This is a genomic window from Streptomyces sp. NPDC093071, assembly GCF_044754545.1.
In the GTDB taxonomy this organism is placed as follows: domain Bacteria; phylum Actinomycetota; class Actinomycetes; order Streptomycetales; family Streptomycetaceae; genus Streptomyces.
The window spans coordinates 1-21,641 of the sequence record NZ_JBIVPH010000008.1 but is presented as its reverse complement, the minus strand read 5'-3'; the positions used below and the strand labels follow the sequence as shown (position 1 = coordinate 21,641).

Annotated in this window: 17 protein-coding genes; 8 read left to right on the top strand and 9 right to left on the bottom strand. The window is 73.4% G+C overall.

Annotated features, from left to right (window positions below; translation table 11 throughout):
- Positions 1 to 105 precede the first annotated feature (105 nt).
- The 3 genes from ACIQD7_RS25875 (at position 106) to ACIQD7_RS25865 (ending at position 3,388) form a co-directional block, all read left to right on the top strand.
- A complete protein-coding gene (locus ACIQD7_RS25875) occupies positions 106 to 1,281 on the top strand; it encodes a low temperature requirement protein A (protein WP_402444628.1) in 1,176 nt (391 codons plus the stop codon).
- A gap of 110 nt (positions 1,282 to 1,391) precedes the next feature.
- Positions 1,392 to 2,471 carry a P1 family peptidase gene (locus ACIQD7_RS25870; protein WP_402444627.1) on the top strand — a complete coding sequence of 360 codons (1,080 nt, stop codon included), beginning with the start codon at positions 1,392 to 1,394 and terminating at the stop codon, positions 2,469 to 2,471.
- 140 nt (positions 2,472 to 2,611) lie between these two features.
- Positions 2,612 to 3,388, top strand: coding sequence for a DUF6227 family protein (locus tag ACIQD7_RS25865; protein WP_402444625.1), 777 nt, complete (start codon positions 2,612 to 2,614; stop codon positions 3,386 to 3,388).
- Between the two features lie 84 nt (positions 3,389 to 3,472).
- Here ACIQD7_RS25865 and ACIQD7_RS25860 read toward each other — a convergent pair whose 3' ends face one another.
- Positions 3,473 to 5,098 (bottom strand): MFS transporter, encoded by a 1,626-nt coding sequence (locus ACIQD7_RS25860; protein WP_402444623.1) that lies wholly within the window; start codon positions 5,096 to 5,098, stop codon positions 3,473 to 3,475.
- Between the two features lie 63 nt (positions 5,099 to 5,161).
- On the opposite strand from ACIQD7_RS25860, the gene ACIQD7_RS25855 reads away from it, so the two are divergent.
- Positions 5,162 to 6,127, top strand: a complete 966-nt coding sequence (locus ACIQD7_RS25855) for a YafY family protein (protein ID WP_121828308.1) — start codon at positions 5,162 to 5,164, stop codon at positions 6,125 to 6,127.
- Between the two features lie 58 nt (positions 6,128 to 6,185).
- Here ACIQD7_RS25855 and ACIQD7_RS25850 read toward each other — a convergent pair whose 3' ends face one another.
- Positions 6,186 to 7,187 carry an RNA polymerase sigma factor RpoD/SigA gene (locus tag ACIQD7_RS25850; protein ID WP_121828309.1) on the bottom strand — a complete coding sequence of 334 codons (1,002 nt, stop codon included), beginning with the start codon at positions 7,185 to 7,187 and terminating at the stop codon, positions 6,186 to 6,188.
- 473 nt (positions 7,188 to 7,660) lie between these two features.
- Between ACIQD7_RS25850 and ACIQD7_RS25845 the strand changes: the two genes are divergently transcribed.
- Positions 7,661 to 8,677, top strand: a complete 1,017-nt coding sequence (locus tag ACIQD7_RS25845; RefSeq protein WP_402444620.1) for a questin oxidase family protein — start codon at positions 7,661 to 7,663, stop codon at positions 8,675 to 8,677.
- Here the strand turns inward: ACIQD7_RS25845 and ACIQD7_RS25840 are convergent, their stop codons facing one another.
- A complete protein-coding gene (locus ACIQD7_RS25840) occupies positions 8,678 to 9,466 on the bottom strand; it encodes a dioxygenase (RefSeq protein WP_402444618.1) in 789 nt (262 codons plus the stop codon).
- A gap of 104 nt (positions 9,467 to 9,570) precedes the next feature.
- On the opposite strand from ACIQD7_RS25840, the gene ACIQD7_RS25835 reads away from it, so the two are divergent.
- On the top strand, positions 9,571 to 10,077 hold the full coding sequence (locus ACIQD7_RS25835) for a MarR family winged helix-turn-helix transcriptional regulator (protein ID WP_121828311.1): 507 nt from the start codon (positions 9,571 to 9,573) through the stop codon (positions 10,075 to 10,077).
- A gap of 55 nt (positions 10,078 to 10,132) precedes the next feature.
- On the opposite strand, the gene ACIQD7_RS25830 is transcribed toward ACIQD7_RS25835, so the two are convergent.
- A complete protein-coding gene (locus tag ACIQD7_RS25830) occupies positions 10,133 to 11,671 on the bottom strand; it encodes an MFS transporter (protein WP_402444617.1) in 1,539 nt (512 codons plus the stop codon).
- Between the two features lie 88 nt (positions 11,672 to 11,759).
- Positions 11,760 to 12,425, bottom strand: coding sequence for a TetR/AcrR family transcriptional regulator (locus ACIQD7_RS25825; protein ID WP_402444615.1), 666 nt, complete (start codon positions 12,423 to 12,425; stop codon positions 11,760 to 11,762).
- A 305-nt stretch (positions 12,426 to 12,730) separates the two neighbouring features.
- On the opposite strand from ACIQD7_RS25825, the gene ACIQD7_RS25820 reads away from it, so the two are divergent.
- Positions 12,731 to 14,002 (top strand): M6 family metalloprotease domain-containing protein, encoded by a 1,272-nt coding sequence (locus ACIQD7_RS25820; protein WP_402444613.1) that lies wholly within the window; start codon positions 12,731 to 12,733, stop codon positions 14,000 to 14,002.
- Positions 14,003 to 14,038: 36 nt separating this feature from the next.
- On the opposite strand, the gene ACIQD7_RS25815 is transcribed toward ACIQD7_RS25820, so the two are convergent.
- Positions 14,039 to 15,673, bottom strand: coding sequence for a class I adenylate-forming enzyme family protein (locus ACIQD7_RS25815; RefSeq protein ID WP_402444612.1), 1,635 nt, complete (start codon positions 15,671 to 15,673; stop codon positions 14,039 to 14,041).
- A gap of 225 nt (positions 15,674 to 15,898) precedes the next feature.
- On the opposite strand from ACIQD7_RS25815, the gene ACIQD7_RS25810 reads away from it, so the two are divergent.
- Positions 15,899 to 16,609 (top strand): DsbA family oxidoreductase, encoded by a 711-nt coding sequence (locus tag ACIQD7_RS25810; protein ID WP_402444610.1) that lies wholly within the window; start codon positions 15,899 to 15,901, stop codon positions 16,607 to 16,609.
- Positions 16,610 to 16,742: 133 nt separating this feature from the next.
- Here ACIQD7_RS25810 and ACIQD7_RS25805 read toward each other — a convergent pair whose 3' ends face one another.
- From ACIQD7_RS25805 to ACIQD7_RS25795, 3 genes are all read right to left on the bottom strand, one after another.
- Positions 16,743 to 18,209, bottom strand: a complete 1,467-nt coding sequence (locus tag ACIQD7_RS25805) for a DHA2 family efflux MFS transporter permease subunit (protein WP_402444608.1) — start codon at positions 18,207 to 18,209, stop codon at positions 16,743 to 16,745.
- A gap of 119 nt (positions 18,210 to 18,328) precedes the next feature.
- Positions 18,329 to 19,555: a cytochrome P450 gene (locus ACIQD7_RS25800; protein WP_402444606.1), complete on the bottom strand. Its 1,227-nt coding sequence runs from the start codon at positions 19,553 to 19,555 to the stop codon at positions 18,329 to 18,331.
- A gap of 261 nt (positions 19,556 to 19,816) precedes the next feature.
- Positions 19,817 to 21,538, bottom strand: coding sequence for an AMP-binding protein (locus tag ACIQD7_RS25795; protein WP_402444604.1), 1,722 nt, complete (start codon positions 21,536 to 21,538; stop codon positions 19,817 to 19,819).
- Between the last annotated feature and the right edge of the window lie 103 nt (positions 21,539 to 21,641).

Genomic DNA, 21,641 nt, shown 5'->3' with positions numbered 1-21,641 from the left:
CCCCTTCCGGCGGCCACAGGTCCCGTCCCGGACGGGCGGAAGGCCCCGGCCGGTGTCACGCGTGGCACGTGGCCGGGGAGCGCCGGTCCCTGGTGTGCTGTGCCCATGACCAGACCCTTCCTGCCGCTCACGTCCCGCTCCCGCGAGGAGGCCCACCGGGCCGCCACGCCCCTGGAGCTCTTCTTCGACCTGTGTTTCGTCGTCGCCGTCGCCCAGGCAGGCGCCGAGCTCGTCCACGCGGTCGCCGAGGGCCACGCCGGCACGGGCGTCGCGAACTACGCGATGGTCTTCTTCGCGATCTGGTGGGCCTGGATGAACTTCACCTGGTTCGCCTCCGCGTACGACAACGACGACGTCCTCTACCGGGTCGTCACCCTCGTGCAGATCGCCGGCGTCCTGATCCTCGCCGCCGGTGTCTCGCGGGCCTTCGAGGAGCACGACTTCCTCGTCGTCTACCTCGGTTACGCCGTGATGCGGCTCGCCCTCGTCTTCCAGTGGCTGCGCGCCGCCCGCCACGCGGCCGACCCGGCCGAGCGGAGGATGTGCCGCCGGTACGCGGGCGGGGTCCTCCTCTGCCAGGTCGGCTGGCTCGGCCTGGTCCTCGCGCCCGAGCCCGCCCGCCCGTGGGTCTTCGTCGTCATGGCGCTGGCCGAACTGTCCGTGCCCCTGTACGCGGAGCGGGCCGGGACCAGCGCCTGGCACGCGCACCACATCGCCGAGCGGTACGGCCTGTTCACCCTCATCGTCCTCGGCGAGACCGTCGCCGCCGCGACCGTCGCGGTGAAGTCCGGCGTCGTCGAGAACGACGCCCTGGACGAGCTGCTGCCGATCGCCGCCGGCGGTCTGCTCCTGGTCTTCGCCGCCTGGTGGGTCTACTTCGTCGTGCCCGCCCACGACCGGCTGACCTCCAGCCGCCAGGCCTTCCTGTGGGGGTACGGGCACTACCTGATCCTCATGTCGGCCGCCGCCATCGGGGCGGGCCTGGAGATCGCCGTCGAGCAGGCCGTGGGCGAGGCCCACATCTCCACGCTCTCCGCCTCGGCCGCCGTGACGATCCCGTCGGCCCTCTTCCTGCTCCTCGTGTGGCTGCTGCACGCCCGCTACTTCAAGGTCGGCACCGCCCAGCAGCTCGTCCTGCCGGTCGCGGCGCTCGCGATCCTGATGTGCTCGTTCGCGGGCCGCTGGGCCGTCCTCGCGGCCGGGCTCGTCGCGGCGGCGGCCGTCGCGACCGGCGTCACCCTGACCGCCCGGAACCCGGCGACGCGGGACTCCGGGGCCTGAGCGCCACGACGGGGCCTGAGCGCCACGACGGGGTCCGAACGCCGTGCCGGGGTCCGGGTGGCGCGCCGGGGTCCGGGCGCCGCGCCCGGGCCGCGTGGTAGGCAGGGCGCATGACGGAGCCCGGGAAGACGACGGACGGCCAGGACGGGATCACCGATGTGGGCGGGCTGCGCGTGGGGCACGCGCGCGTGGCCGGTCCGGGGGCGCTGAGCGGCACCACGGTGGTGCTCGCCCCGGAGGGCGGGATGACCGCCGCCGTGGACGTACGGGGCGGGGGGCCGGGCACGCGCGAGACGGACGCCCTGGACCCGAGGAACGTGGTGCGGCGGATCGACGCGGTCGTCCTGACCGGCGGCAGCGCGTACGGCCTAGACTCCGCCTCCGGCGTGACGGCCTGGCTGGCGGAGCGGCACCGGGGCGTCCGGGTGGGCCCCGACCCGTCCCACGTGGTGCCGGTGGTGCCCGCCGCCTGCGTCTTCGACCTGGGCCGGGGCGGCGACTTCACCGCCCGGCCGGACGCGGCGACGGGCCGGGCGGCGGCGGAGGCGGCCGACGCGAGCGGCGACCGCGCGCGCGTGGAAACGGGCGCGGTCGGCGCGGGCACCGGGGCCGTGGTCGGCGGCCTGCGGGGCGGCGTCGGGACGGCGAGCGCGGTCCTGGCGTCCGGGATCACGGTCGGGGCGCTGGTGGTGGTGAACGCGGTGGGCTCGGCCGTGGACCCGACGACGGGCGTGCCCTACGGCGCCTACTTCGAGGACGGCAGGACCGCCTTCCCCGACCCGGAGGTCCACGCGGCGGCGCTGCGGCGGCTCGCGGAGGCACGGGCGGCGGCCGTCCCTCCCCCGCTGAACACCACGCTCGCCGTGGTCGCGACGGACGCGGCGCTGACCCGCGCGCAGGCGCGCAAGGTGGCGGGCACGGCGCACGACGGCATCGCGCGCGCCGTGCGGCCGGTGCACCTGATGAACGACGGGGACACGGTCTTCGCCCTCGCCACCGGGGCCCGGGAGCTGCCGGAGGGGCCGGGGCCGCTCGCCCTGAACGAGATCCTGGCGGCGGGCGCGGACCTGGTGACCCGGGCGATCGTCCGCGCGCTGCTCGCGGCCCCCGGCGGGCTGCGCGGCCCGGGCGGGGACTTCCCCTCGTACCGGGAGCTGTACGGGACGCAGGCGGACCCGTACTCCCGGTAATGGATGGGGAGTTGGAGGGAAGACGGCGGGAACTTCCCGCATACGCCCTTCGTTTTACCGGAACACCGGACACGATGTCAGACCCAGGGACTACGTTAAGCAAGCATCAAGTGACATGCGGCGACGGCCTGGAGATCCCCTTGAACGATCCGCAGGATCACCCCGATCCGTACGAGACGACCGAGGCGCACGTCGAACGGCTCCTCGGCCGGGCGCTCAACTCCTTCGACCTGCCCGACTCGACCGTCGAGCGCCTCGCCACGGCGCTCGCCCACTCCAGCGCGCTGCACTCCTCGCACCACAGCGCGTCGCTGCACCGCACGACCCACCGCCACACCTATCTGCTCGCCGACGGCGGCACCCTCAGCCTCTGGGAGCTGGTGCACGACGCCGGGCGGGACGGCGCCGAGCAGCACGAGCTGTACGCGGAGGAGGCGGAGGCCCGGCTCGCCGCCTCCCGACTGCCCTCCGGGCCGCCGACGCGCTGGTCGGCCGAGCGCTCCGACGGGCGCGTCCCCGACGAGGACGACGACTTCGAGCTGCTGAGCGCCCTGCTCGCCCGCCCGATACCCACCCAGCCCCGGATGTACGTGCCGGACAACTCCGCCGACCACGCCCGCCGCGTCCTGCGGCGCGCGGAGAACGCGGACCGGCCGGGCGAGGAGACGGCCCGCCGCCTCCGGCTCGCCTTCGCGCACCACATCACGCAGGCCTTCGGCCGCCACTGCCCCGTGGGGGGCGGCCGGGACGCCGGCTTCACCCTCTACGAGCACCAGTTCCTGCTGCTCGACGGCAGCGAGGTCAGCCTCTGGGAGGTCGAGCACACGGCGACCCCCGACGGACGTCACATGTGCGAGGTGTACGAGGACGAGGACACGGCCCGGGGAGCGATGGAGACCCGCGCCCGGGTGCGCTGAGCCCCGCCCGTACGACCGCGCACGCGGAAGGGCCCTCGCCCCGGGAGACCGTCCCGGGGCGAGGGCCCTTCGGCGGGGCCGCGCTCAGCGGGTGAGCGCCGACTCCTTCTCGACGCCGGCACGGGAGTCGACACCGGCACCCGCGTCGGCACCCGCACCGGCCTCCGAACCCACCCCGGCCTCCGGGCCGGTCTCGTCGCCGTCGCCGCCGCCCTCCAGGTGCTGCTTCGGCTTCGCGGGCAGCGCGAACATCACCAGGAAGATCACGACGAGCACGCCCGCCACCCAGCCCAGGGAGTTCTGGAAGGCGTCCGCGAAGGCCGCGCCCGTCTCCGCCGGGGCCTTCCTGAGGCGGTCGTCGTCGATGAGGCCGAAGAAGACGACCGACACCATGCCGAGGCCGAGCGCGGTGCCCATCTGTGTGGTCGTGTTGATCAGGCCCGAGGCCGAACCGGCGTGCTCGCGCGGCACCTCCGAGAGGACCGCGTCCGTCAGCGGCGCCACGATCAGGCCCATGCCGAGACCCATGACGACCAGCGGCGGGACCATCTGCCAGGAGGTGATCGCCGTCCCGTAGCGGTCCGCCTCGAAGAGGTAGAGCAGGACGCCCGCCGTCATCGTCAGGGCGCCCGCCTGGAGCACCTTGCGGCCGAAGCGCGGCACCAGCTTCTGCACCGACAGCCCGGCGGCCACCGAGACCGCGATCGAGAACGGCACCCCGGTGAGGCCCGCCCGCAGCGGGGTCCAGCCGAGCCCGACCTGCATGTAGAGCGTCCAGACCAGGAAGAAGATGCCCATCACGACGCCGAAGGTGAGCTGGACGGCGATGCCGGCCGCGAAGCTCTTCACCTTGAACAGCGACAGCTCGACGAGCGGCGACCCGTCCTTGCGCGTCTTGTACCCCTCGTACGCGACGAGGAGGCCGAAGACGGGCAGGCTGCCGGCCATCATCAGGTGGCCCCACAGCGGCCAGTCCAGCTCGCGGCCGCGCGTCAGCGGGTAGATCAGCAGGAGCAGCGCGGTCGTCACCAGGAGCACGCCGACCAGGTCGAGGCGGAGCGCCTTCGGGGCCTTGGACTCGGTGATGAACTTCCGGCCCAGGAGCAGGCCCGCGATGCCGACCGGCAGGTTGATGAGGAAGATCGGGCGCCACTCCAGGCCCGCGATGTTCCACTGGGTGAGCAGCGCGCCGAGCAGCGGCCCGGAGACCGCGCCCAGGCCGACGATCGCGCCGAAGAGCCCGAAGACCTTGCCGCGCTCGTGGGCCGGGAAGGTGGCGTGGACGATCGACAGGACCTGCGGCACCATCATCGCGGCCGCCACGCCCTGGAGGAGGCGGGAGGCGATCAGCATCTCCTGGTTGGCCGCGAAGCCGCAGAGCGCCGAGGCGAGCGTGAAGCCGGCGGTGCCGAGGAGGAAGAGCCGCTTGCGGCCGTAGATGTCGCCGAGCCGCCCGCCGGTGATCAGGCCGGCGGCGAACGCGAGCGCGTACCCGGCGGTGATCCACTGGATGGCCCCGATGGTGGCGCCGAGGTCCCGCTCGATGCTGGGGATCGCGATGTTGACGATGGTGGCGTCGACCAGGTCCATGAAGGCGGCGGTCATGACGATGGCGAGGGCGATCCAGCGTCGCTTGTCGCCGGGATCGGCGGGTGCAGGGTGCGTGTCGGCGGGGGCCGCCGCGTCCGTGACGGCGTCGTGTGAACTCATACGAAGAAAGATAGGAGTCATATAGGTCGGGTCATGTCCTAGATCGGCCTCATCCTGGACGGCATGACGGACACTCCGGCACGACTCCTGCATCTGCTCTCGCTCCTCCAGACCCCCCGCGAGTGGCCCGGAAGCGAGCTCGCCGAACGCCTCTCGGTCTCCCCGCGCACCATCCGCCGGGACATCGACCGGCTCCGTGACCTCGGCTATCCGGTCGAGGCGACCCTGGGCGCGGTGGGCGGCTACCGCCTCGTCGCCGGGACGGCCATGCCGCCGCTGCTCCTCGACGACGAGGAGGCCGTCGCCATCGCGGTCGGCCTGCGCGCCGGGGCCGGGCACGCCATCGAGGGCGTCGAGGAGGCGTCCGTACGGGCCCTGGCGAAGCTGGAGCAGGTGCTGCCCGCCCGGCTCCGGCACCGGGTCTCCACCCTCCAGAACGCGACGATCCCGCTGACCCGGGGCGACGGCGCCACGGTGGCGCCCGCGACCCTGACCGCGCTCGCGGGCGCGGTCACCGGGCGGGAGAAGTTGCGCTTCGGCTACCGGGCGGGCGACGGCGCCGAGACGAAGCGCCTGGTCGAGCCCTACCGGCTGGTCTCCACCGGGCACCGCTGGTACCTCGTCGCGTACGACCTGGGGCGCGAGGACTGGCGCACCTTCCGGGTCGACCGGGTGAGCGACCCGCTGGCCACCGGGGCCCGCTTCGCGCCGCGCGAACTGCCGGCGGGCGACGCGGCGCAGCTGCTCGCCCGCTCGATGGCCCGGTCGCAGCAGGAGCTGGACCTGGACGTCTCCTTCGAGGCCCCGGCCGACTTCGTGACGGCCCGCCTCCCGTCCCATCTGGCCCCGGCCCCGGCGGGGCCCGCCGCCTGCCGGCTGCGCGCCCGCACCGCCGACTCGGTCGAGTGGCTGGCGCTCCGCCTGGCCCTGGTCGACGCCCCGTTCACCGTCCACGGCCCGGAGCCCCTGCGGGCGTACGTGGAGGACCTGGCGGGGCGCCTGGCGGCGGCGGTCCCCGCACGGGGATAGGAACGCGGCCGGGGGCCCGGGGACGGTGACCGTCCCCGGGCCCCCGGGCGGACGCGGCTCAGGCCACCGCGTCGAAGCCCGTGTCGCGGGCCATCTTCTTCAGTTCCAGGAGGGCGTGCTTCTCGATCTGGCGGATCCGCTCGCGGGTGAGGCCGTGCTCCTTGCCGACCTCGGTCAGCGTCCGCTCGCGCCCGTCCTCGATGCCGTACCTCATGCGGATGATCGAGGCCGTCCGGTGGTCCAGCTTGTCGATGAGGTCGTCGAGCTCCTCGCTGCGCAGCAGCGTGAGCACCGACTGCTCCGGCGAGACCGCCGAGGTGTCTTCGAGGAGGTCGCCGAACTGGGTCTCGCCCTCGTCGTCCACCGACATGTTCAGCGAGACGGGGTCCCGCGCCCAGTCCATGACGTCGACGATCCGCTCCGGCGTCGAGCCGAGCTCGGCGGCGATCTCCGCGGGCTCGGGCTCGCGCCCGTGCTCCCGGTTGAACTCGCGCTGCACGCGCCGGATCCGGCCGAGCTCCTCCACCAGGTGGACGGGGAGCCGGATGGTGCGGGACTGGTCGGCGATGGAGCGGGTGATGGCCTGCCGGATCCACCAGGTGGCGTACGTGGAGAACTTGAAGCCCTTCGCGTAGTCGAACTTCTCGACCGCGCGCACCAGGCCCGCGTTCCCCTCCTGGATCAGATCGAGCAGGGGGAGCCCGCTGCGCGGGTAGCGCCGGGCGACGGCCACCACGAGCCGCAGGTTGGACTTGATGAAGAGGTCCTTGGCACGCTCGCCCTCGGCGACCAGCGCCTCGAGCTCCTCGCGGGACGCGCCGCCCGCCTCGCTGTCCACCTCTCCGTCGAGTATCTGCCGGGCGTACACGCCGGCCTCGATGGTCTGGGAGAGCTCGACCTCCTTGGCGGCGTCGAGCAGGGGCGTGCGCGCGATCTCGTCGAGGTACATGCCGACCAGGTCGCGGTCGGCGATCTCCCCGCCCACGGCGCGAACGCTGCTCGCCCGGCCGGCCCCGCTCCGGGCGGAGGTCTGACGGCGGGCGACGGCACGGGTTGCCATGCGTGCTCCCTTGCTGAGTAGGTCACGACACCCTTTCGGGTGCCCTGCATCCGACGGAAACAACGACTGGAATCAGGACAGAATTCCCACCCGGCACATGGATTTTCGCGATCATGCAGTATCCTGCGCGGCTCCCGCCCCTGCGAGCACGCCGCCGGAACCCACGGAGGCGCAGGTCAGACCGGGCACGGAGGGTGGTGCGGCGCCCCTCGCGGGGGCCCTCGACCACACTGTCGGTGAGACCGCGATCACATGCGGCGCCACCCCTTCAGACGCGGGGCGGGGCCGGGCGGTTGCCTGCGCGACGACGGACGCGGGCGGCCGGGGGCCATGGACCCGAGGGCCGGAAGCCGAGGACCCGACGGCAGAGAAGCAGTGACCCCGGCGGCCGGGGTCCTAGGTCCCCGCAGCCCCTCGGGCCTAGGTCCGCAGCCCGTTCCGCCGCGTCCCTCCCCCGCCCTACCGTCGGCCCCATGACCGACACCACCGGAACCCTGGACGAGGCCCTCGAACGGCTCCACGACAGCGGGCCCGAGCGCCACGGCTGGCTTAGCAACCACGCCCCGATGGCCGTCGAGGCGCTGGTCCGCCACGGGCAGGCCGCCACCGTGCACCGCTGGCTGGACCGGTACGCGGACAAGCTGGAGGAGCCGCCGCCCCCGTACGCCCCCGTCACGGCGGACGGCTGGCGCGAGGCGCTGGGCGATCCGGCCCGGAGCACCGACTGGACCCGCTTCTTCGCCCGGGAGCTGGCGGAGCGCCCCTGGCGGGCGGTCCTCGCCGCGTGGTGGCCCCGACTGCTCCCGGGGATCGCGGCCGGGGCGACGCACCCGGTGATCCGCACGGGCCACGCCGTACGGACCCTGCTCGCGTCCCCGGAGGGCGCGACGGCCCCGCGCCTGGCCGAGCTGGCGCACGCCCTCGGCTACTGGGCGGCCCGCCACCAGCCGCTCCCGCCGCTCACCGCGCTGGCCGTCGCGCCGACGGCGGCGGCCGCGCTGGACGCCGTACCCCCGGTTCCGGACCAGGACGGCGGGATCCGGCACCGGCTCGCGCAGCTGACGGCGTTCCCCGTGTGGGGCGGGGCGCGGGACCCGGAGGCGGCGAGGGCGCTGCTCACCGAGCTGGTGGCGGCGGCGACGCACCGGTACGCGACCCACGGGTACGGCGAGCCGGTCATGCTGGTACACGCGGCGACCGCGCCGAACGCGGTCCTGCGCGTCCTGCCCGCGCTCCCCCGCGCGCTGTGGGCGCCGAGCCTGTCGGCGGCCTGGGCGGCGTCGGCCGCGGTGACCGCCGCGTACACCCCGGTGGAGTCCGCCCCGTACGAGGCGACCCCGCTGACCCCCGAGGAGGTCTTCGCGCGGGCGGCGGCGCACGGCGACGACCACACGATCAAGTTCACGGACACGGCGCTCGACGTGGGCGGTCCGCTCGCGCTCGCGGCGGCCGTCCGCTCGGTCGAGCTGAACGCGCCCGCGTTCCCGTGACTAGCCGAACTGGACCGACCGCTTGGCGAGGCCCATCCAGAAGCCGTCGATCACCGACCGTCCCGCGCCGAGGTCCCCGGCCGCGTCCGCCGCGCCCAGGGTGACGAAGAGCGGCGCGAAGTGTTCGGTGCGGGGGTGGGCGAGGCGTCCGGCGGGCGACTTGTGCGCGAAGTCGAGGAGGGCGTCGACGTCCCGCGCGGCGAGGGCCTCGTGTCCCCAGGCGTCGAACTCGGCGGACCAGCCCGGCACTCCGCCCCCGGGGTGCCGGAGCGCGGCCAGGTTGTGGGTGAAGAAGCCGCTGCCGACGACGAGGACGCCCTCGTCGCGCAGCGGGGCGAGCCGGCGCCCGACGTCCATGAGCCGGCGCGGGTCGAGGGTGGGCAGGGAGATCTGGAGCACGGGGACGTCGGCGTCCGGGAACATCTCGACGAGCGGCACGTACGCGCCGTGGTCGAGGCCCCGGTCGGGGATGTCCTGCACGGGCGTGCCGGGCGCGCGGAGCAGCTTGCGGACGCTCTCGGCGAGCGCGGGCGCGCCGGGGGCGGCGTACTCCACCCGGTAGTAGTGCTCGGGGAAGCCCCAGAAGTCGTACACGAGGGGCACGGACTCGGTGGCGCCGAGCGCGAGCGGGGCCTCCTCCCAGTGGGCGGAGACCATCAGGATCGCCTTCGGTCGCGGCAGCTCCGCAGACCAGGCGGCCAGCTCGCCGGGCCAGACGGGGTCGTCGGCGAGCGGCGGGGCGCCGTGGGACAGGTAGAGGGCGGGCATCCGTGCCTGCACGGGGTCCATGGCGGCCACCTCCGGCTTCCTTCGCGAACCAAGGTTCTTGAAACTTCAAGCGTGTCCGGCCAGCATAAGCCGACTTAGTTCAACTTTCAAGAATGAGTCGTACGATGGGAACCATGGGAGACATGACCGAACCGCGCTGGCTCACCGACGAGGAACACCAGGTCTGGCGCGCCTACCTCCACGCCACCACGCTCCTGGAGGACCACCTCGACCGCCAGTTGCAGCGCGACGCCGGGATGCCGCACATCTACTACGGCCTGCTCGTCCAGCTCTCCCAGGCGCCCCGCCGCCGTATGCGGATGACCGAACTGGCCAAGGACGCCAAGATCACCCGCTCCCGGCTCTCCCACGCCGTGGCCCGCCTGGAGAAGAACGGCTGGGTGCGGCGCGAGAACTGCCCCTCCGACAAGCGCGGCCAGTTCGCCCGGCTCACGGACGAGGGCATGGAGGTCCTGCGGCGGAACGCGCCGGGTCACGTGGCGGCCGTGCGCCAGGCCCTGTTCGACCGGCTCTCCGAGGAGCAGGTGCGGCAGCTCGGCACGATCATGCGGGTGATGGCCGAGGGCCTCGAACCGACGGACCCGGACGCGGACCTGCCCTGGCTCCGCTGAGGACGCGAGTGCGCGCGTACGCGGGGCCGGGGCAGGGGTACGGGGGTTCCGGCGGTCAGTGCGCGACGACCGGGATCCTCACCTCGTCGTCCGCGCCGGTGCCGGACCCGGCGACCACGCCGGTCTCCGGCTTCCCGGTGTTGATGAGCGCGAAGGCGATGGCGGCCGAGACGGCCAGGATGCCGACCGCCCACCAGATGGCCGCCGCGTACCCCTCGACCATGCCCTGGAGCTGGAGCAGCTTCTGGGCGGCCGGGGTGGTGGCGCCCGCCGCGTGGTCGGCCAGGTAGGCGGTGGTGGCCGAGGCGGCGATCGTGTTCAGGAGGGCCGTGCCGATGGCGCCGCCGACCTGCTGCGAGGTGTTGACCATCGCGGAGGCCACACCGGCGTCCCGCGGGTCCACGCCGTGCGTCGCGAGCGACATGGCCGGCATGAACGCCGTGCCCATGCCCAGGCCGAGCAGCAGCTGCGCGGGCAGGATCAGACCGGCGTACGAGGTGCCGATCTCCAGCTGGGTCAGGAGCGACATGCCGACGGCGGCGGTCAGGAAGCCGGGGGCCATCAGCAGGCGTGGCGGGACGCGGGTCATCAGGCGCGCGCCGATCTGGGTCGAGCCCGCGATCATGCCCACGATCATCGGCAGGAACGCGAAGCCCGTCTTGACCGGCGAGTACCCCTTCACGACCTGGAGGTAGTACGTCAGGAAGAGGAACAGGCCGAACATCGCGATGACGGCGAGGCCGAGCGACAGGTAGACGCCGCCGCGGTTGCGGTCGGCCAGGACGCGCAGCGGGAGCAGCGGGGACTTCACGCGCGCCTCGGTGGCCACGAAGGCCAGGAGCAGCACGGCGGAGCCGACGAAGAGGCCGATCGTGCCGGCGTCGCTCCAGCCCTCGGACTCGGCGCGGGTGAAGCCGTACACCAGGGCGACCAGGCCCAGGGTCGACAGGACGACGCCGGGGATGTCGAGCGGGGAGCGGTTGCGGCCCTCCGCCGGCTCGCGGACGACGAGGTACGCGCCGACGGCGGCGACCACGGCGAACGGGATGTTGACGAAGAAGGTCCAGCGCCAGTTCAGGTACTCGGTGAGGAAGCCGCCGAGGATCAGGCCCACGGCGCCGCCGCCGCCGGCGATCGCGCCGTAGATGCCGAAGGCCTTGGCCCGCTCCTTGGCGTCGGTGAAGGTCACGGCGAGCAGCGAGAGCGCGGCGGGCGCGAGGAGCGCGCCGAAGGCGCCCTGGAGCGCGCGGGCGCCCAGCATCATGGCCTCGCCGGTCGCGGCCCCGCCGAGGGCGGAGGCGGCGGCGAAGCCGGCCAGGCCGACGATGAAGGTGCGCTTGCGGCCCCACAGGTCGGCGATCCGGCCGCCGAAGAGGAGGAGCCCGCCGAAGGCGAGGGCGTAGGCGGTGATGACCCACTGCCGGTTGCCGTCCGAGATCCCGAGGTCCTGCTGGGCGGAGGGCAGGGCGATGTTCACGATCGTCGCGTCGAGGACGACCATCAGCTGGGCGAGGGCGATGAAGACGAGCGCCTTCCAGCGCCCGGGGTCGGGCGTGAGCGCGCCGCTCGCGGGGTTGTCGGCGATTTTCGGCATGGGTGGGGCCACCTCTTGGTGCGTACTGGCGGAAAAGGGACTCAAGGCTGTGGCGGGCGGCCGGGCACGACGGCGCCCGGGACCGGGGTCACGACGGGCAGGTGTCGCGTCTCAGGTCCTCCAGGGTGACGGCCGTCCCGGGCAGCTCGGAGCGCGCGGGCGCCTCCAGGCCGTCGAGGAACAGCTGCAGATGACGGCGTACGAACGGGGCGAAGGCCGCGCAGGCGGTGCCCGGCAGCGGGCGGGTCAGCTGCGACACCGCCACCATCAGGTCCCCGACGCCGACGTCGGGGCGGAGCCGGCCGGCCCGCCGCGCCCGGTCGACGAGGCCCTGGACGACCTCCTCCAGGCGGTCGCGTTCGGCCACCAGGTCGGGGTGGTCCTTGTCGAAGGCGCCGTCGAGCATCGGGCAGAGGGCGCCGACGCGCTCGTCGGCGGCGCCGTGGACGAAGCGGCGGAGGGCGGCGAAGGTGTCGTCCTCCTCCTCGGCGGCCCGCTCGGCGAGCTCGGTGACGCGGGCCATGAGCGAGAGGACGACCTCGCGGACGAGGTCGGCGCGCTCGGGGAAGTTCCGGTAGAGCGTGGCGTTCCCGACGCCCGCGCGGCGGGCGACCTCGTCGTACGGCACCTGGGAGCCGAACTCGACGAACATCTCGCGGGCCGCCGTCACGATCCGCTCGCGGTTGCGCAGGGCGTCGGCGCGCGGCCGGGGTGCGCGGCGGGCGGGCGCGGCGGTGTCGGCTTTGCCGTTCACGTCGGGTCCTCCTCGAACAACGGGGTCACGGGGCCGTCCGGCCGTCGGTGGGCCGGGTCGGACGCATCCGGGGAAAGGTTCCCCACTTCTCTCGACACAGGCGTAAACGGGGACGCGCTCCCCGGTTATTTCCGGCCATCCTTGTGACCCCGGTCACACAATCCTCGTTTCACGGAATACCCACGATCGGGCCACCCGGCGCGCGCGGCCGAACCACCCGTCACAGGCTGATCGCACAGCGCGGATCCCGCCCGCACGCGGAGCCGGTTCCGTCCGCCGACCTGCCCCCACCGGAGAGGCGACGTATGCAGCACCCCCGCCGACGGATACGCAGACCCGTCGCCCTGGCGGCGACCGCGACCCTCTCCCTGACCCTGCTCGCCTCCGCGAGCACCACCCTCCACGGGCCCGTCCCGGCCTCGGCGGGGCCCGTGGCCGCCGCGCCCGACAACGCCCGGCTGGCGCCGTGCCGCATCGCCACGACGCTCGGCGTGCAGATGTCGGAGGGGCTGCCCACCGCCCCGGGATACGTGCGCTCCACGGGCCTCGTCAGGGCCCTCAACCTGATGATCGACTTCCCGGACGCCGTCGGGGACGGCACGGCGATGGGCCGCTTCCGCGAGTTCTTCCCGCAGACCGCCGACTGGTTCCGCGTCAGCTCGTACGGCCGTCTGCACTACCGGGCCGAGGCCCCGATACCGGACTGGCTGCGGATGCCCCGGGCGTTCTCCGCGTACGGGATCGAGCGCGGCTCCCCGTACGAGCCGGGCTACCGCTCCCTGGTCGAGGACATCGTGAAGGCGGCCGACGAGCGCGTGGACTTCAGCGCGTACGACCTGGTCAACGTGCTCGTGACGCCGAACGCCGGGCCCTCGGCCCTCGACACCGTCCTGTCCGTGACCTTCTCCGGCAACGACGACGCCCCGTACGCCGACGGCGTGCCGCTCGCCAACACGTCCTTCGTCTACAGCCGCCAGGACGACGGCTCCGGCAGCTTCGCGGAGACCGGCTACCGGGTCCTGCCGCACGAGAACGGGCACGTCTTCGGGCTGCCCGACCTCTACACCGCCGACGGCGGCGGCTCCGTCGGGCACTGGGACATCATGTCCGAGGACTGGGGGGCCAACAACGACCTGCTCGGCTGGCACAAGTGGAAGCTGGGCTGGCTCGACAACGAGCAGGTCGGCTGCGCCTCGGGCGCCGGCACCACCGAGTACGACCTCACCCCGCTCGCGGAGCCCGGCGGCCCAAAGCTCGCCTTCGTCCCGCTCTCCGGCACCTCCGGGTACGCGATCGAGGTGCGCGGCCAGGGCGGCAACGACGAGGCCGTGTGCGAGCGGGGCGTCCTCGTCTACCGGGTCGAGTCCGACGTCGACACCGGGCACGGCCCGGTGACCGTCGCCGACAGCGAGCGGGCGAGCGGCGGCTGCACGCGCCGCGCCAACGTCCACGCGGAGCTGTCGGACGCGCCGTACGGGCCGGGCGAGAGCTTCACGGACCGCGCGAACGGCGTCCGGATCACGGTCCTGGACGAGCGCGAGGACGGCACGTACCGGGTGCGCGTCACCCGGAACTGAGCGCGCCCGGAACCGAGCGCCCCGGAGACGGGGGCGTCACCCGGAAACGGGCGTCTCCCGCTCTTCGAACAGCCCGCGCAGCTCCCGCTTGAGGACCTTCCCCGTCGGGTTCCGGGGCAGCTCCTCCTCCCGTACGAGGACGCGGGCGGGCACCTTGAAGGCGGCGAGGCTCCCGCCGACGTGCGCCCGCAGAGCCTCCGGGTCCGGCGCCGCCCCGGGCCGCCGCCGCACGACGGCCACGACCTCCTCGCCGAGGAGGGGATGGGGGACGCCGAGGACGGCGGCGTCGAGGACGTCGGGGTGGGCGTGCAGGGCGGCCTCGACCTCGACGCAGTACACGTTCTCGCCGCCGCGGATCACCATGTCGGTGAGCCGGTCGACGACCGAGACCCGCCCGTCCGCGTCCACGCGCGCGAGGTCCCCGGTCCGGAACCAGCCGTCGTCGGTGAAGGCGGCGCGGGTGGCCTCCTCGTCCCCCCAGTACCCCCGGACCAGGGACTGGCCGCGCAGCAGCAGCTCGCCCACGCCGTCCGCGTCGGGCCGGTCGATCCGCACCTCGGTGACGGGCGAGGGCCGGCCGGCGCTGCCGGGGTGGGCGCGGTACTCGGCGCCGAAGTTCGCCAGGACCCCGCCGCAGGTCTCGGTGAGCCCGTAGCCGTTGCGGGGCTCGACGCGCTCCCCGTACGCCTCCGTGAGCCCGGCGACGATCCCGGGCGGGGCGGGGGCGCCGCCGGTGCTGAGCAGGGTGAGGCTCTCCAGCGGGTCGCCCTCGCTCCGGGCGCGTTCGAGGAGCTGGAGGGCGGTGGTGGGCACGCCCGCGTAGTGGGTGACGCGGTGCTCCCGGATCAGCCGGAGGGCCTCTCCCGCGTCCCACTTGCGCAGGGTGACGAGGGTGCCGCCGGCCGCGATGACGCCGTAGAAGGAGGTGAAGGCGGCGACGTGGAAGAAGGGGAAGGTGGTGAGCGACACGGGCGCGGGCCCGGTCCCGGGGACGTCCCCGCGCGCGAGGGCCGCGGCGGCGGCGAAGTACCGGGGGTTCGTCGCGGCCCCGGCCTGCGCGAGGTGGGTGGCGACGGCGCCCTTGGGACGGCCGGTGGTGCCGGAGGTGTAGACGATGGTGGAGTCGTGCTCGGGGAGCACGTCGACGGGCGGCGGCCCGAGGTACGGGTCGCGGTCGGGCACGTACGCGTCGAACCCCTCCCCGGCGGGGGCCCGGAAGACGATCCCGGGCACCTTCCGCTCCCGGGCCCACGCCCGCGTCCGCCCGGCCCGCTCCCCGTCGACCAGCAGCACGCGGGGCGCGCAGTCGTCGAGCGCGTACGCGAACTCGCCCTCGGTCCACCAGGCGTTGAGCGGCACGGCGACGAGCCCGGCGAGCTGGGCGGCCCAGAAGGCGACCTGCCACTCGGGCAGGTTCCGCATGGCGACGACGACCCGGTCCCCGGGCACGAGCCCGTACTCCCCGACGAGCCGCCGGGCGAGCCCGCAGGCCTCGTCGAAGAACTCCCGGTAGCCCGTCCGGACGCCCTCGTGCACGAGGAACGTCCGGTCCCCGTAGCCCCAGGTCGCCTCCACGAACTCCCGCAGGGTCCGCGGCCCGTGCGCGTACGCCCCGCCCTCGACGGCGAAGGGCGCCCCGCCGGCCGTCAGCCTCCCGGTCCCGTCGGCCACCGGCCACCTCCCACGCGTTCGCTCCGTCGGACGGCCGACGCTAGGCGGAGCCGATCCGGGAGGTCAACCGCGGGCGGGGGCCGTCGGCGGCGCCCCCGCCGGGGCGACGCGGCGCCGAGGCGATTTCGGGGCGTCCGAACCGGAAGGACGGGGCGGTTCTTCCCGTTTGACTCGGCAGAACTGTCCGTGGTCGACGTTCGTCGTCCCCGCAGAGAGGCAACCGCCGTGAAGGTAGAGATCTGGTCGGACATCACCTGCCCCTGGTGCTACGTCGCCCAGGCCCGGTTCGAGAAGGCGCTGGCCGTCTTCCCGCACCGGGAGAGCGTCGAAGTGGTGCACAAGTCGTACGAGCTGGAGCCGGGACGGGCCAAGGGGGACGTGGAGCCCATCATCAAGGTCCTCATGAAGGGGAAGGGGTGGACCGAGTCGCAGGCGCTCGCCAACGAGCGCAACCTCACGGCCCAGTCCGCCGGCGAGGGGCTGCCGTACGTCGCCGGGCGCGACCACGGGAGCACCTTCCACATCCACCGGCTGCTGCACTTCGCCAAGGCGCGCGGCAGGCAGCACGAGCTCGTGAAGGCGCTCTACCGGGCCAACTTCGCCGAGGAGGAGTCGATCTTCACCGACGACGAGCGGCTCGTCGCGCTCGCCGTGGAGGTCGGGCTCGACGGCGACGACGCCCGGAGCGTGCTCGCCGCCCCGAACGCCTACGCCGACGAGGTCCGCGCCGACGAGCGCGAGGGCAACCAGCTGGGGGTCGCCGGGGTGCCGTTCTTCGTCTTCGACCGGCAGTACGGCGTCTCCGGCGCCCAGTCCGCCGAGGCCTTCACCCAGGCCCTCACCCAGGCCTGGGGCGACCGCACTCCGCTCCGGTCCGTCGCCGGTGCCGACGACGCCCACGCGTGCGGGCCGGACGGGTGCCCCGTTCCCCACTGAGCCGCGGGACGTGCTCGGGGGCGGCCTTCCCGCGGGAAGGCCGCCCCTCGGCGTCCGCGGCGGAACGACGGACGGCGCCGTGCTCCGGAAGGGAGGAACACGGCGCCGTCTGCGACGCACGGGGCGGCCCCGCTCAGCCGATCACGGGCTGCGACGTCTTCTCGGACTCGGACAGGTCGCTGCCCTCGACCTTGACGGTGGCCGACGGCGAGTCCTTCTTCAGGGCCAGGGCGAGCAGGCCGCCCAGGACCAGGAGGCCGGCGCCGACGTAACCGGCCAGGTGCAGGCCCGACAGGATGTCCGCCTTCGCGGCCTCCGCGTAGGTGCCGGAGAAGGTGGAGTTGGCGATCGCGACCAGGAAGGCGAGGCCCACCGCGCCGCCGACCTGCTGCGAGGTCGAGGCCATCGCGCTCGCCACGCCCTGCTCCTCCGGGCCGACGCCCGAGCTGGCGGAGGCGAAGACGGAGACGAAGACGAGACCGCCGCCGATGCCCCAGATGATGGAACCGGGCAGCAGGGCGTAGAAGGAACCGCCGACGGACATGCCGAGGACGGTCGCCGCGATGCCGATGCCGTTGACGACCATGCCGGTCGACAGCGTGGCGCGCATGCCGTACCGCTCCATGAACTTCGGCGCGAGCTTGCCCGAGCCGATGATCGAGACCAACGTGAGCGGCAGGAAGGCCAGGCCGGCCTGGATCGCGGTGTACTCCAGGATCGGCTGCACGTAGGTGGTGAAGGTGTAGTACGCGCCGGCCAGTGCCGTCTGGAAGACGAAGAGGACGGCCATGGCGACGACCAGCGGCCGGTTCTTCAGGAGCCGGAGCGGCATGAGCGGGTTCGCGGTCTTCGCCTCGGTGACGAAGAAGGCGATGAGCAGGACGGCGCCGACGATCAGGGAGCCGAGGGCGAGGCCGGAGGACCAGCCCTCCTCGGGCCCGGTCACCAGGCCGGTGACGATCGCGGAGACGCCGACCGTGGAGAGCAGCGCGGCCGGGATGTCGAAGCCCTTGGAGAGGTTCGCCGGACCGTCCGGACGGATGGCGCCGGGAGCCGGGAGCAGGGCGATGAGCGCCAGCGGGATGTTGATGAAGAAGATCCAGCGCCATGAGACCAGGTCGGTCAGCACACCGCCGAGCAGCGCGCCGGCCGCGAGGCCGAGCGAGCCGGCGGCGCCCCAGACGGCGAACGCCTTGTTGCGCTGGGTGCCCTCGAAGGAGGTGGCGATCAGGGCGAGCACCGCCGGGAAGAGCAGCGCGCCGCCGACGCCCTGGAAGAGGCGGGCGCCGATGAGGACGCCCTGGGTGGTGGCGAGGCCGCCGACGAGCGAGGAGACCGCGTAGAAGGTGAGGCCGGTCATGAAGAGCCGGCGGGCACCGATGCGGTCGACGGCGCGGCCGCCGAAGAGCAGCAGACCGCCGAAGGCCACCGCGTAGGCGGAGACGACCCATTGCAGTGACTGGGCCGAGAAGCCGAGGGCGGTGCCGATGTCGGGCAGCGCGACGTAGACGATGTTGAGGTCGACGCTGATGATGAACTGGGAGAAGGCCAGCAGGAACAGGACGAGTCCTGTCTTCTTGGCTGGTGCCGACGTGGTCACAAGACCTCCATGGTCTTCGTGGACTTTCTTTTCGGTGGGGGTTCGCACACGGCGGGCGGGGCGCCGCCGCGCAGTCGAGCGGTCTGCGCGGCGACACCCGGGGCGTCCGTGCCGAGGGATCAGCCGAAGCGCAGCTGAAGTTCGTTGGGGCCGGTGATGCCGATCGCCGGGCGCCAGGTGACGTCACCGACGACCTTCGGCGTACCGAGACGGCGGGCGAGCGCGGGCAGCGCCTCCGTGATCTCCATCCGGGCGAGGGGGGCGCCCAGGCAGTAGTGCGGGCCGCCGCCGAACTGCATCACGGCCGTCTTGCGCTCCGCCGCGATGTCGAAGACGTCGCCGCCGGGGTAGGCGAGCGGGTCGCGCTGCACCGCCTGCACGCCGATCATGAACATCGTGCCCTCGGGGATCCGCTGCCCGCGGAACTCGATGTCCTCGGCCGCGTACCGGTACACGGCGTTGGAGGAGGGGCGCCAGCGCATGACCTCCTCGACCGCCCGCGGGGCGAGCTCGGGGCGCTCGCGGAGCAGGGCCCACTGGTCGGGGTGCTCGGAGAAGGTGACCATGGCGTTGGCCAGCTGGAGGCGCGTGGTGTCGTGCGCGGCGAACACCATGGTGACGACGAGGTTGCGGAGTTCCTCCAGGCTGACCCGGTTGCCGTCGACGTCCTCCTTCTGGGCGGTGACGAGGGCGGAGATGAGGTCGTCGGTCGGCGCCTCGGCCTTCGCGGCCATGAGGGCGTCCACGTACGCGTACAGGCCGACGACGGCGGCCTCGACGCGGCCCGGTATGTCGCCGCCGAGGGCGAGGCTGAAGACGAGGCCGATCTCCGAGCTCCAGTTGCTGAAGCGCGGGTAGTCCTCGGCCGGCACGCCGAGCAGTTCGGACATGACCGTCAGCGGCAGCGCGTCGGCGAACGCCTCGAAGAAGTCGACCTCTTCCTTGACGGAGATCTCCTCGGCGAGGCGCTCGGCGGCCTGCTTGATGACCGGGCGCAGGTTCTCCAGCATGCGCGGGGTGAACGCGCGGCCGACGAGGCCGCGCAGCCGACGGTGGCTGTCGCCGTCCTGGTTCACCAGGCCGTTGACGAACCAGTCGTAGACGGGGCCGCCGCTGATGCCGTTCTGCTCCATGAAGCCGGTGCCGTTGTGGGTCAGCCGGCCGTCCCGGACCAGCTCCGACGCCTCGGCGTGGCGCAGGACGAGCATGCCGAGCGGGGTCTCGGCGTACCAGCCCGCCGCCTGGGCCCGGGCGACCTCGGGCAGGTCGAAACGGAACTCGGGGTCGATGACGTTGATGAACGGGACCTCGGAGGACTCCGGCACGGACAGGGTTTCCGCTGACATGTCTTGACCGTCCTTGAGATGGATCAGAGGGGAAGAAGGGGCTCGGAACTCGGATCTCACGGCTCGCTTATCGCGAGATTACATAGCTACCGTTCGGTAACCCTTGTCGGGCAGGGCGCCCGGGAGCAGGTTTGGCAACTTGCCAAACCCTCCTCGAATCGGCCGACTTGACTTGTGCGGGACCGGCCCGGCCCGGTCGGTTCCGGGCCGGCCGGCACCGGGTCGGTCGGCGGTCAGTGGTGGGCGATCAGTGGTCGGCGGTCAGCGGAAGTCGCTGTCGCGGTACTCCGCCGGGGAGCCGCCCGTGGCCGCCGCCCGCAGCTCGACGCGGCGGATCTTGCCCGACACCGTCTTCGGCAGCGGGGCGAACTCGATGCGCCGGATCCGTTTGTACGGGGCCAGTGCCTCCCGCGCGTACGCGAAGAGGCTCTCGGCCGTGCCCGGCCCCGGCTCGAAGCCGTCGGCGAGCACCACGTACGCCTTGGGGACGGCGAGCCGCAGCGGGTCCGGGGCCGGGACGACGGCGGCCTCCGCGACCGCCTCGTGCTCCAGGAGCACGCTCTCCAGCTCGAACGGGCTGATCTTGTAGTCGGACGCCTTGAAGACGTCGTCCGAGCGCCCGACGTAGGTGATCCGGCCGTCCGTCTCGCGGCGGCCGATGTCACCGGTGCGGTAGAAGCCTCCCGACATGGCCTCGCCCGTGCGCTCCCAGTCGCCGTGGTAGCCGGTCGTCAGGCCCACCGGGCGGTCCCGGCCCGACAGGACGAGGCAGATCTCGCCCTCGTCGGCCGGTGCGCCCGACGGGTCGAGCAGCGTCACCGCGAAGCCGGGCGCGGGGTGGCCCATGGAGCCGGGGACGAGGTCCTGGCCGGGGAAGTTGCCGATGGCCAGGCTCATCTCGGTCTGCCCGAAGCCGTCCCGGACGGTCACCCCCCAGGCGGCCCGGACCCTCTCGATCACCTCGGGGTTGAGCGGCTCCCCCGCCCCCACCGCCTCGCGCGGCGGTGTCCGCAGCCGGCCGAGGTCGGACTGGATGAGCATCCGCCACACGGTGGGCGGGGCGCAGAAGGAGGTGACCCCCACCCGGTCCATCTCGAACATCAGCCGGGTCGCGTCGAACCGCTCGTAGTTGAGGACGAAGACGGTCGCCTCCGCGTTCCACGGTGCGAAGAGGCTGGACCAGGCGTGCTTGGCCCAGCCCGGCGAGGAGATGTTCAGGTGCACGTCCCCGGGGCGCAGCCCGATCCAGTACATGGTCGACAGGTGGCCGACGGGGTACGAGAGATGGGTGTGCTCCACCAGTTTCGGTGCCGAGGTCGTCCCGGAGGTGAAGTAGAGCATCAGCAGGTCGTCGGCGCGGGTCGGCCCGTCGGGCTCGAACCCGCCCCCGTACGTCTCGAAGTCCTCGTACGGAAGCCAGCCCGCGGCCGCGTCGGCCGGGGTGCCGCCGGCCAGGATCCGGGTGTACGGGCCCGGCACCCCGTCGAACTTCGCCCGGTCCGCCGCCCGGACGACGACGTGCGCCACCCGGGCCCGCTCGATCCGGTCGCGCAGGTCCACCGGGCCGAGCTGCGGGGTCGCCGGGGTGAGGACGGCCCCCAGCTTCATCGCCGCGAGGGCGGTCTCCCACAGCTCCACCTGGTTGCCGAGCACGACGAGGATCCGGTCGCCGGCCCGGACGCCCCGGGCGCGCAGCCATCCCGCGAGCCGCGAGGAGCGGGCGGAGAGGCGGGCGAAGGAGTACCGGGACTCGCGGCCGTCCTCCTCCACGATGTGCAGGGCGGTGCGCTCGTTGCCCTCGGCGATCACGTCGAACCAGTCGAGCGCCCAGTTGAAGTGCTCGGGCCGGGGCCAGACGAAGCCCTCGTACGCGGCCCGGTAGTCGCCGTGCCGGTCGAGGAGGAAGTCGCGGGCCGCCCGGAACGCGGCGGTGGCGCCGGCCGCTCCGGGACCGGCCCCGACCGTGGCGCCGGAGGCGGTCACGCGGCCTTCTCCTCGTCGTTCACCCAGCTCATGAGCTTGCGCAGCTCCTTGCCGGTGGTCTCCAGGAGGTGCTGCTCGTCCTGGGTCTTGTACGCGTTGTACT

Bases quoted from the DNA above. Each gene is read 5' to 3' on its own strand.
- ACIQD7_RS25850 (WP_121828309.1), bottom strand. From the start codon at position 7,187: ATGGCAACCCGTGCCGTCGCCCGCCGTCAGACCTCCGCCCGGAGCGGG.
- ACIQD7_RS25800 (WP_402444606.1), bottom strand. From the start codon at position 19,555: ATGTCAGCGGAAACCCTGTCCGTGCCGGAGTCCTCCGAGGTCCCGTTC.
- ACIQD7_RS25820 (WP_402444613.1), top strand. From the start codon at position 12,731: ATGCAGCACCCCCGCCGACGGATACGCAGACCCGTCGCCCTGGCGGCG.
- ACIQD7_RS25870 (WP_402444627.1), top strand. From the start codon at position 1,392: ATGACGGAGCCCGGGAAGACGACGGACGGCCAGGACGGGATCACCGAT.
- ACIQD7_RS25855 (WP_121828308.1), top strand. From the start codon at position 5,162: ATGACGGACACTCCGGCACGACTCCTGCATCTGCTCTCGCTCCTCCAG.
- ACIQD7_RS25860 (WP_402444623.1), bottom strand. From the start codon at position 5,098: ATGAGTTCACACGACGCCGTCACGGACGCGGCGGCCCCCGCCGACACG.
- ACIQD7_RS25830 (WP_402444617.1), bottom strand. From the start codon at position 11,671: ATGCCGAAAATCGCCGACAACCCCGCGAGCGGCGCGCTCACGCCCGAC.
- ACIQD7_RS25835 (WP_121828311.1), top strand. From the start codon at position 9,571: ATGGGAACCATGGGAGACATGACCGAACCGCGCTGGCTCACCGACGAG.
- ACIQD7_RS25840 (WP_402444618.1), bottom strand. From the start codon at position 9,466: ATGGACCCCGTGCAGGCACGGATGCCCGCCCTCTACCTGTCCCACGGC.
- ACIQD7_RS25875 (WP_402444628.1), top strand. From the start codon at position 106: ATGACCAGACCCTTCCTGCCGCTCACGTCCCGCTCCCGCGAGGAGGCC.
- ACIQD7_RS25845 (WP_402444620.1), top strand. From the start codon at position 7,661: ATGACCGACACCACCGGAACCCTGGACGAGGCCCTCGAACGGCTCCAC.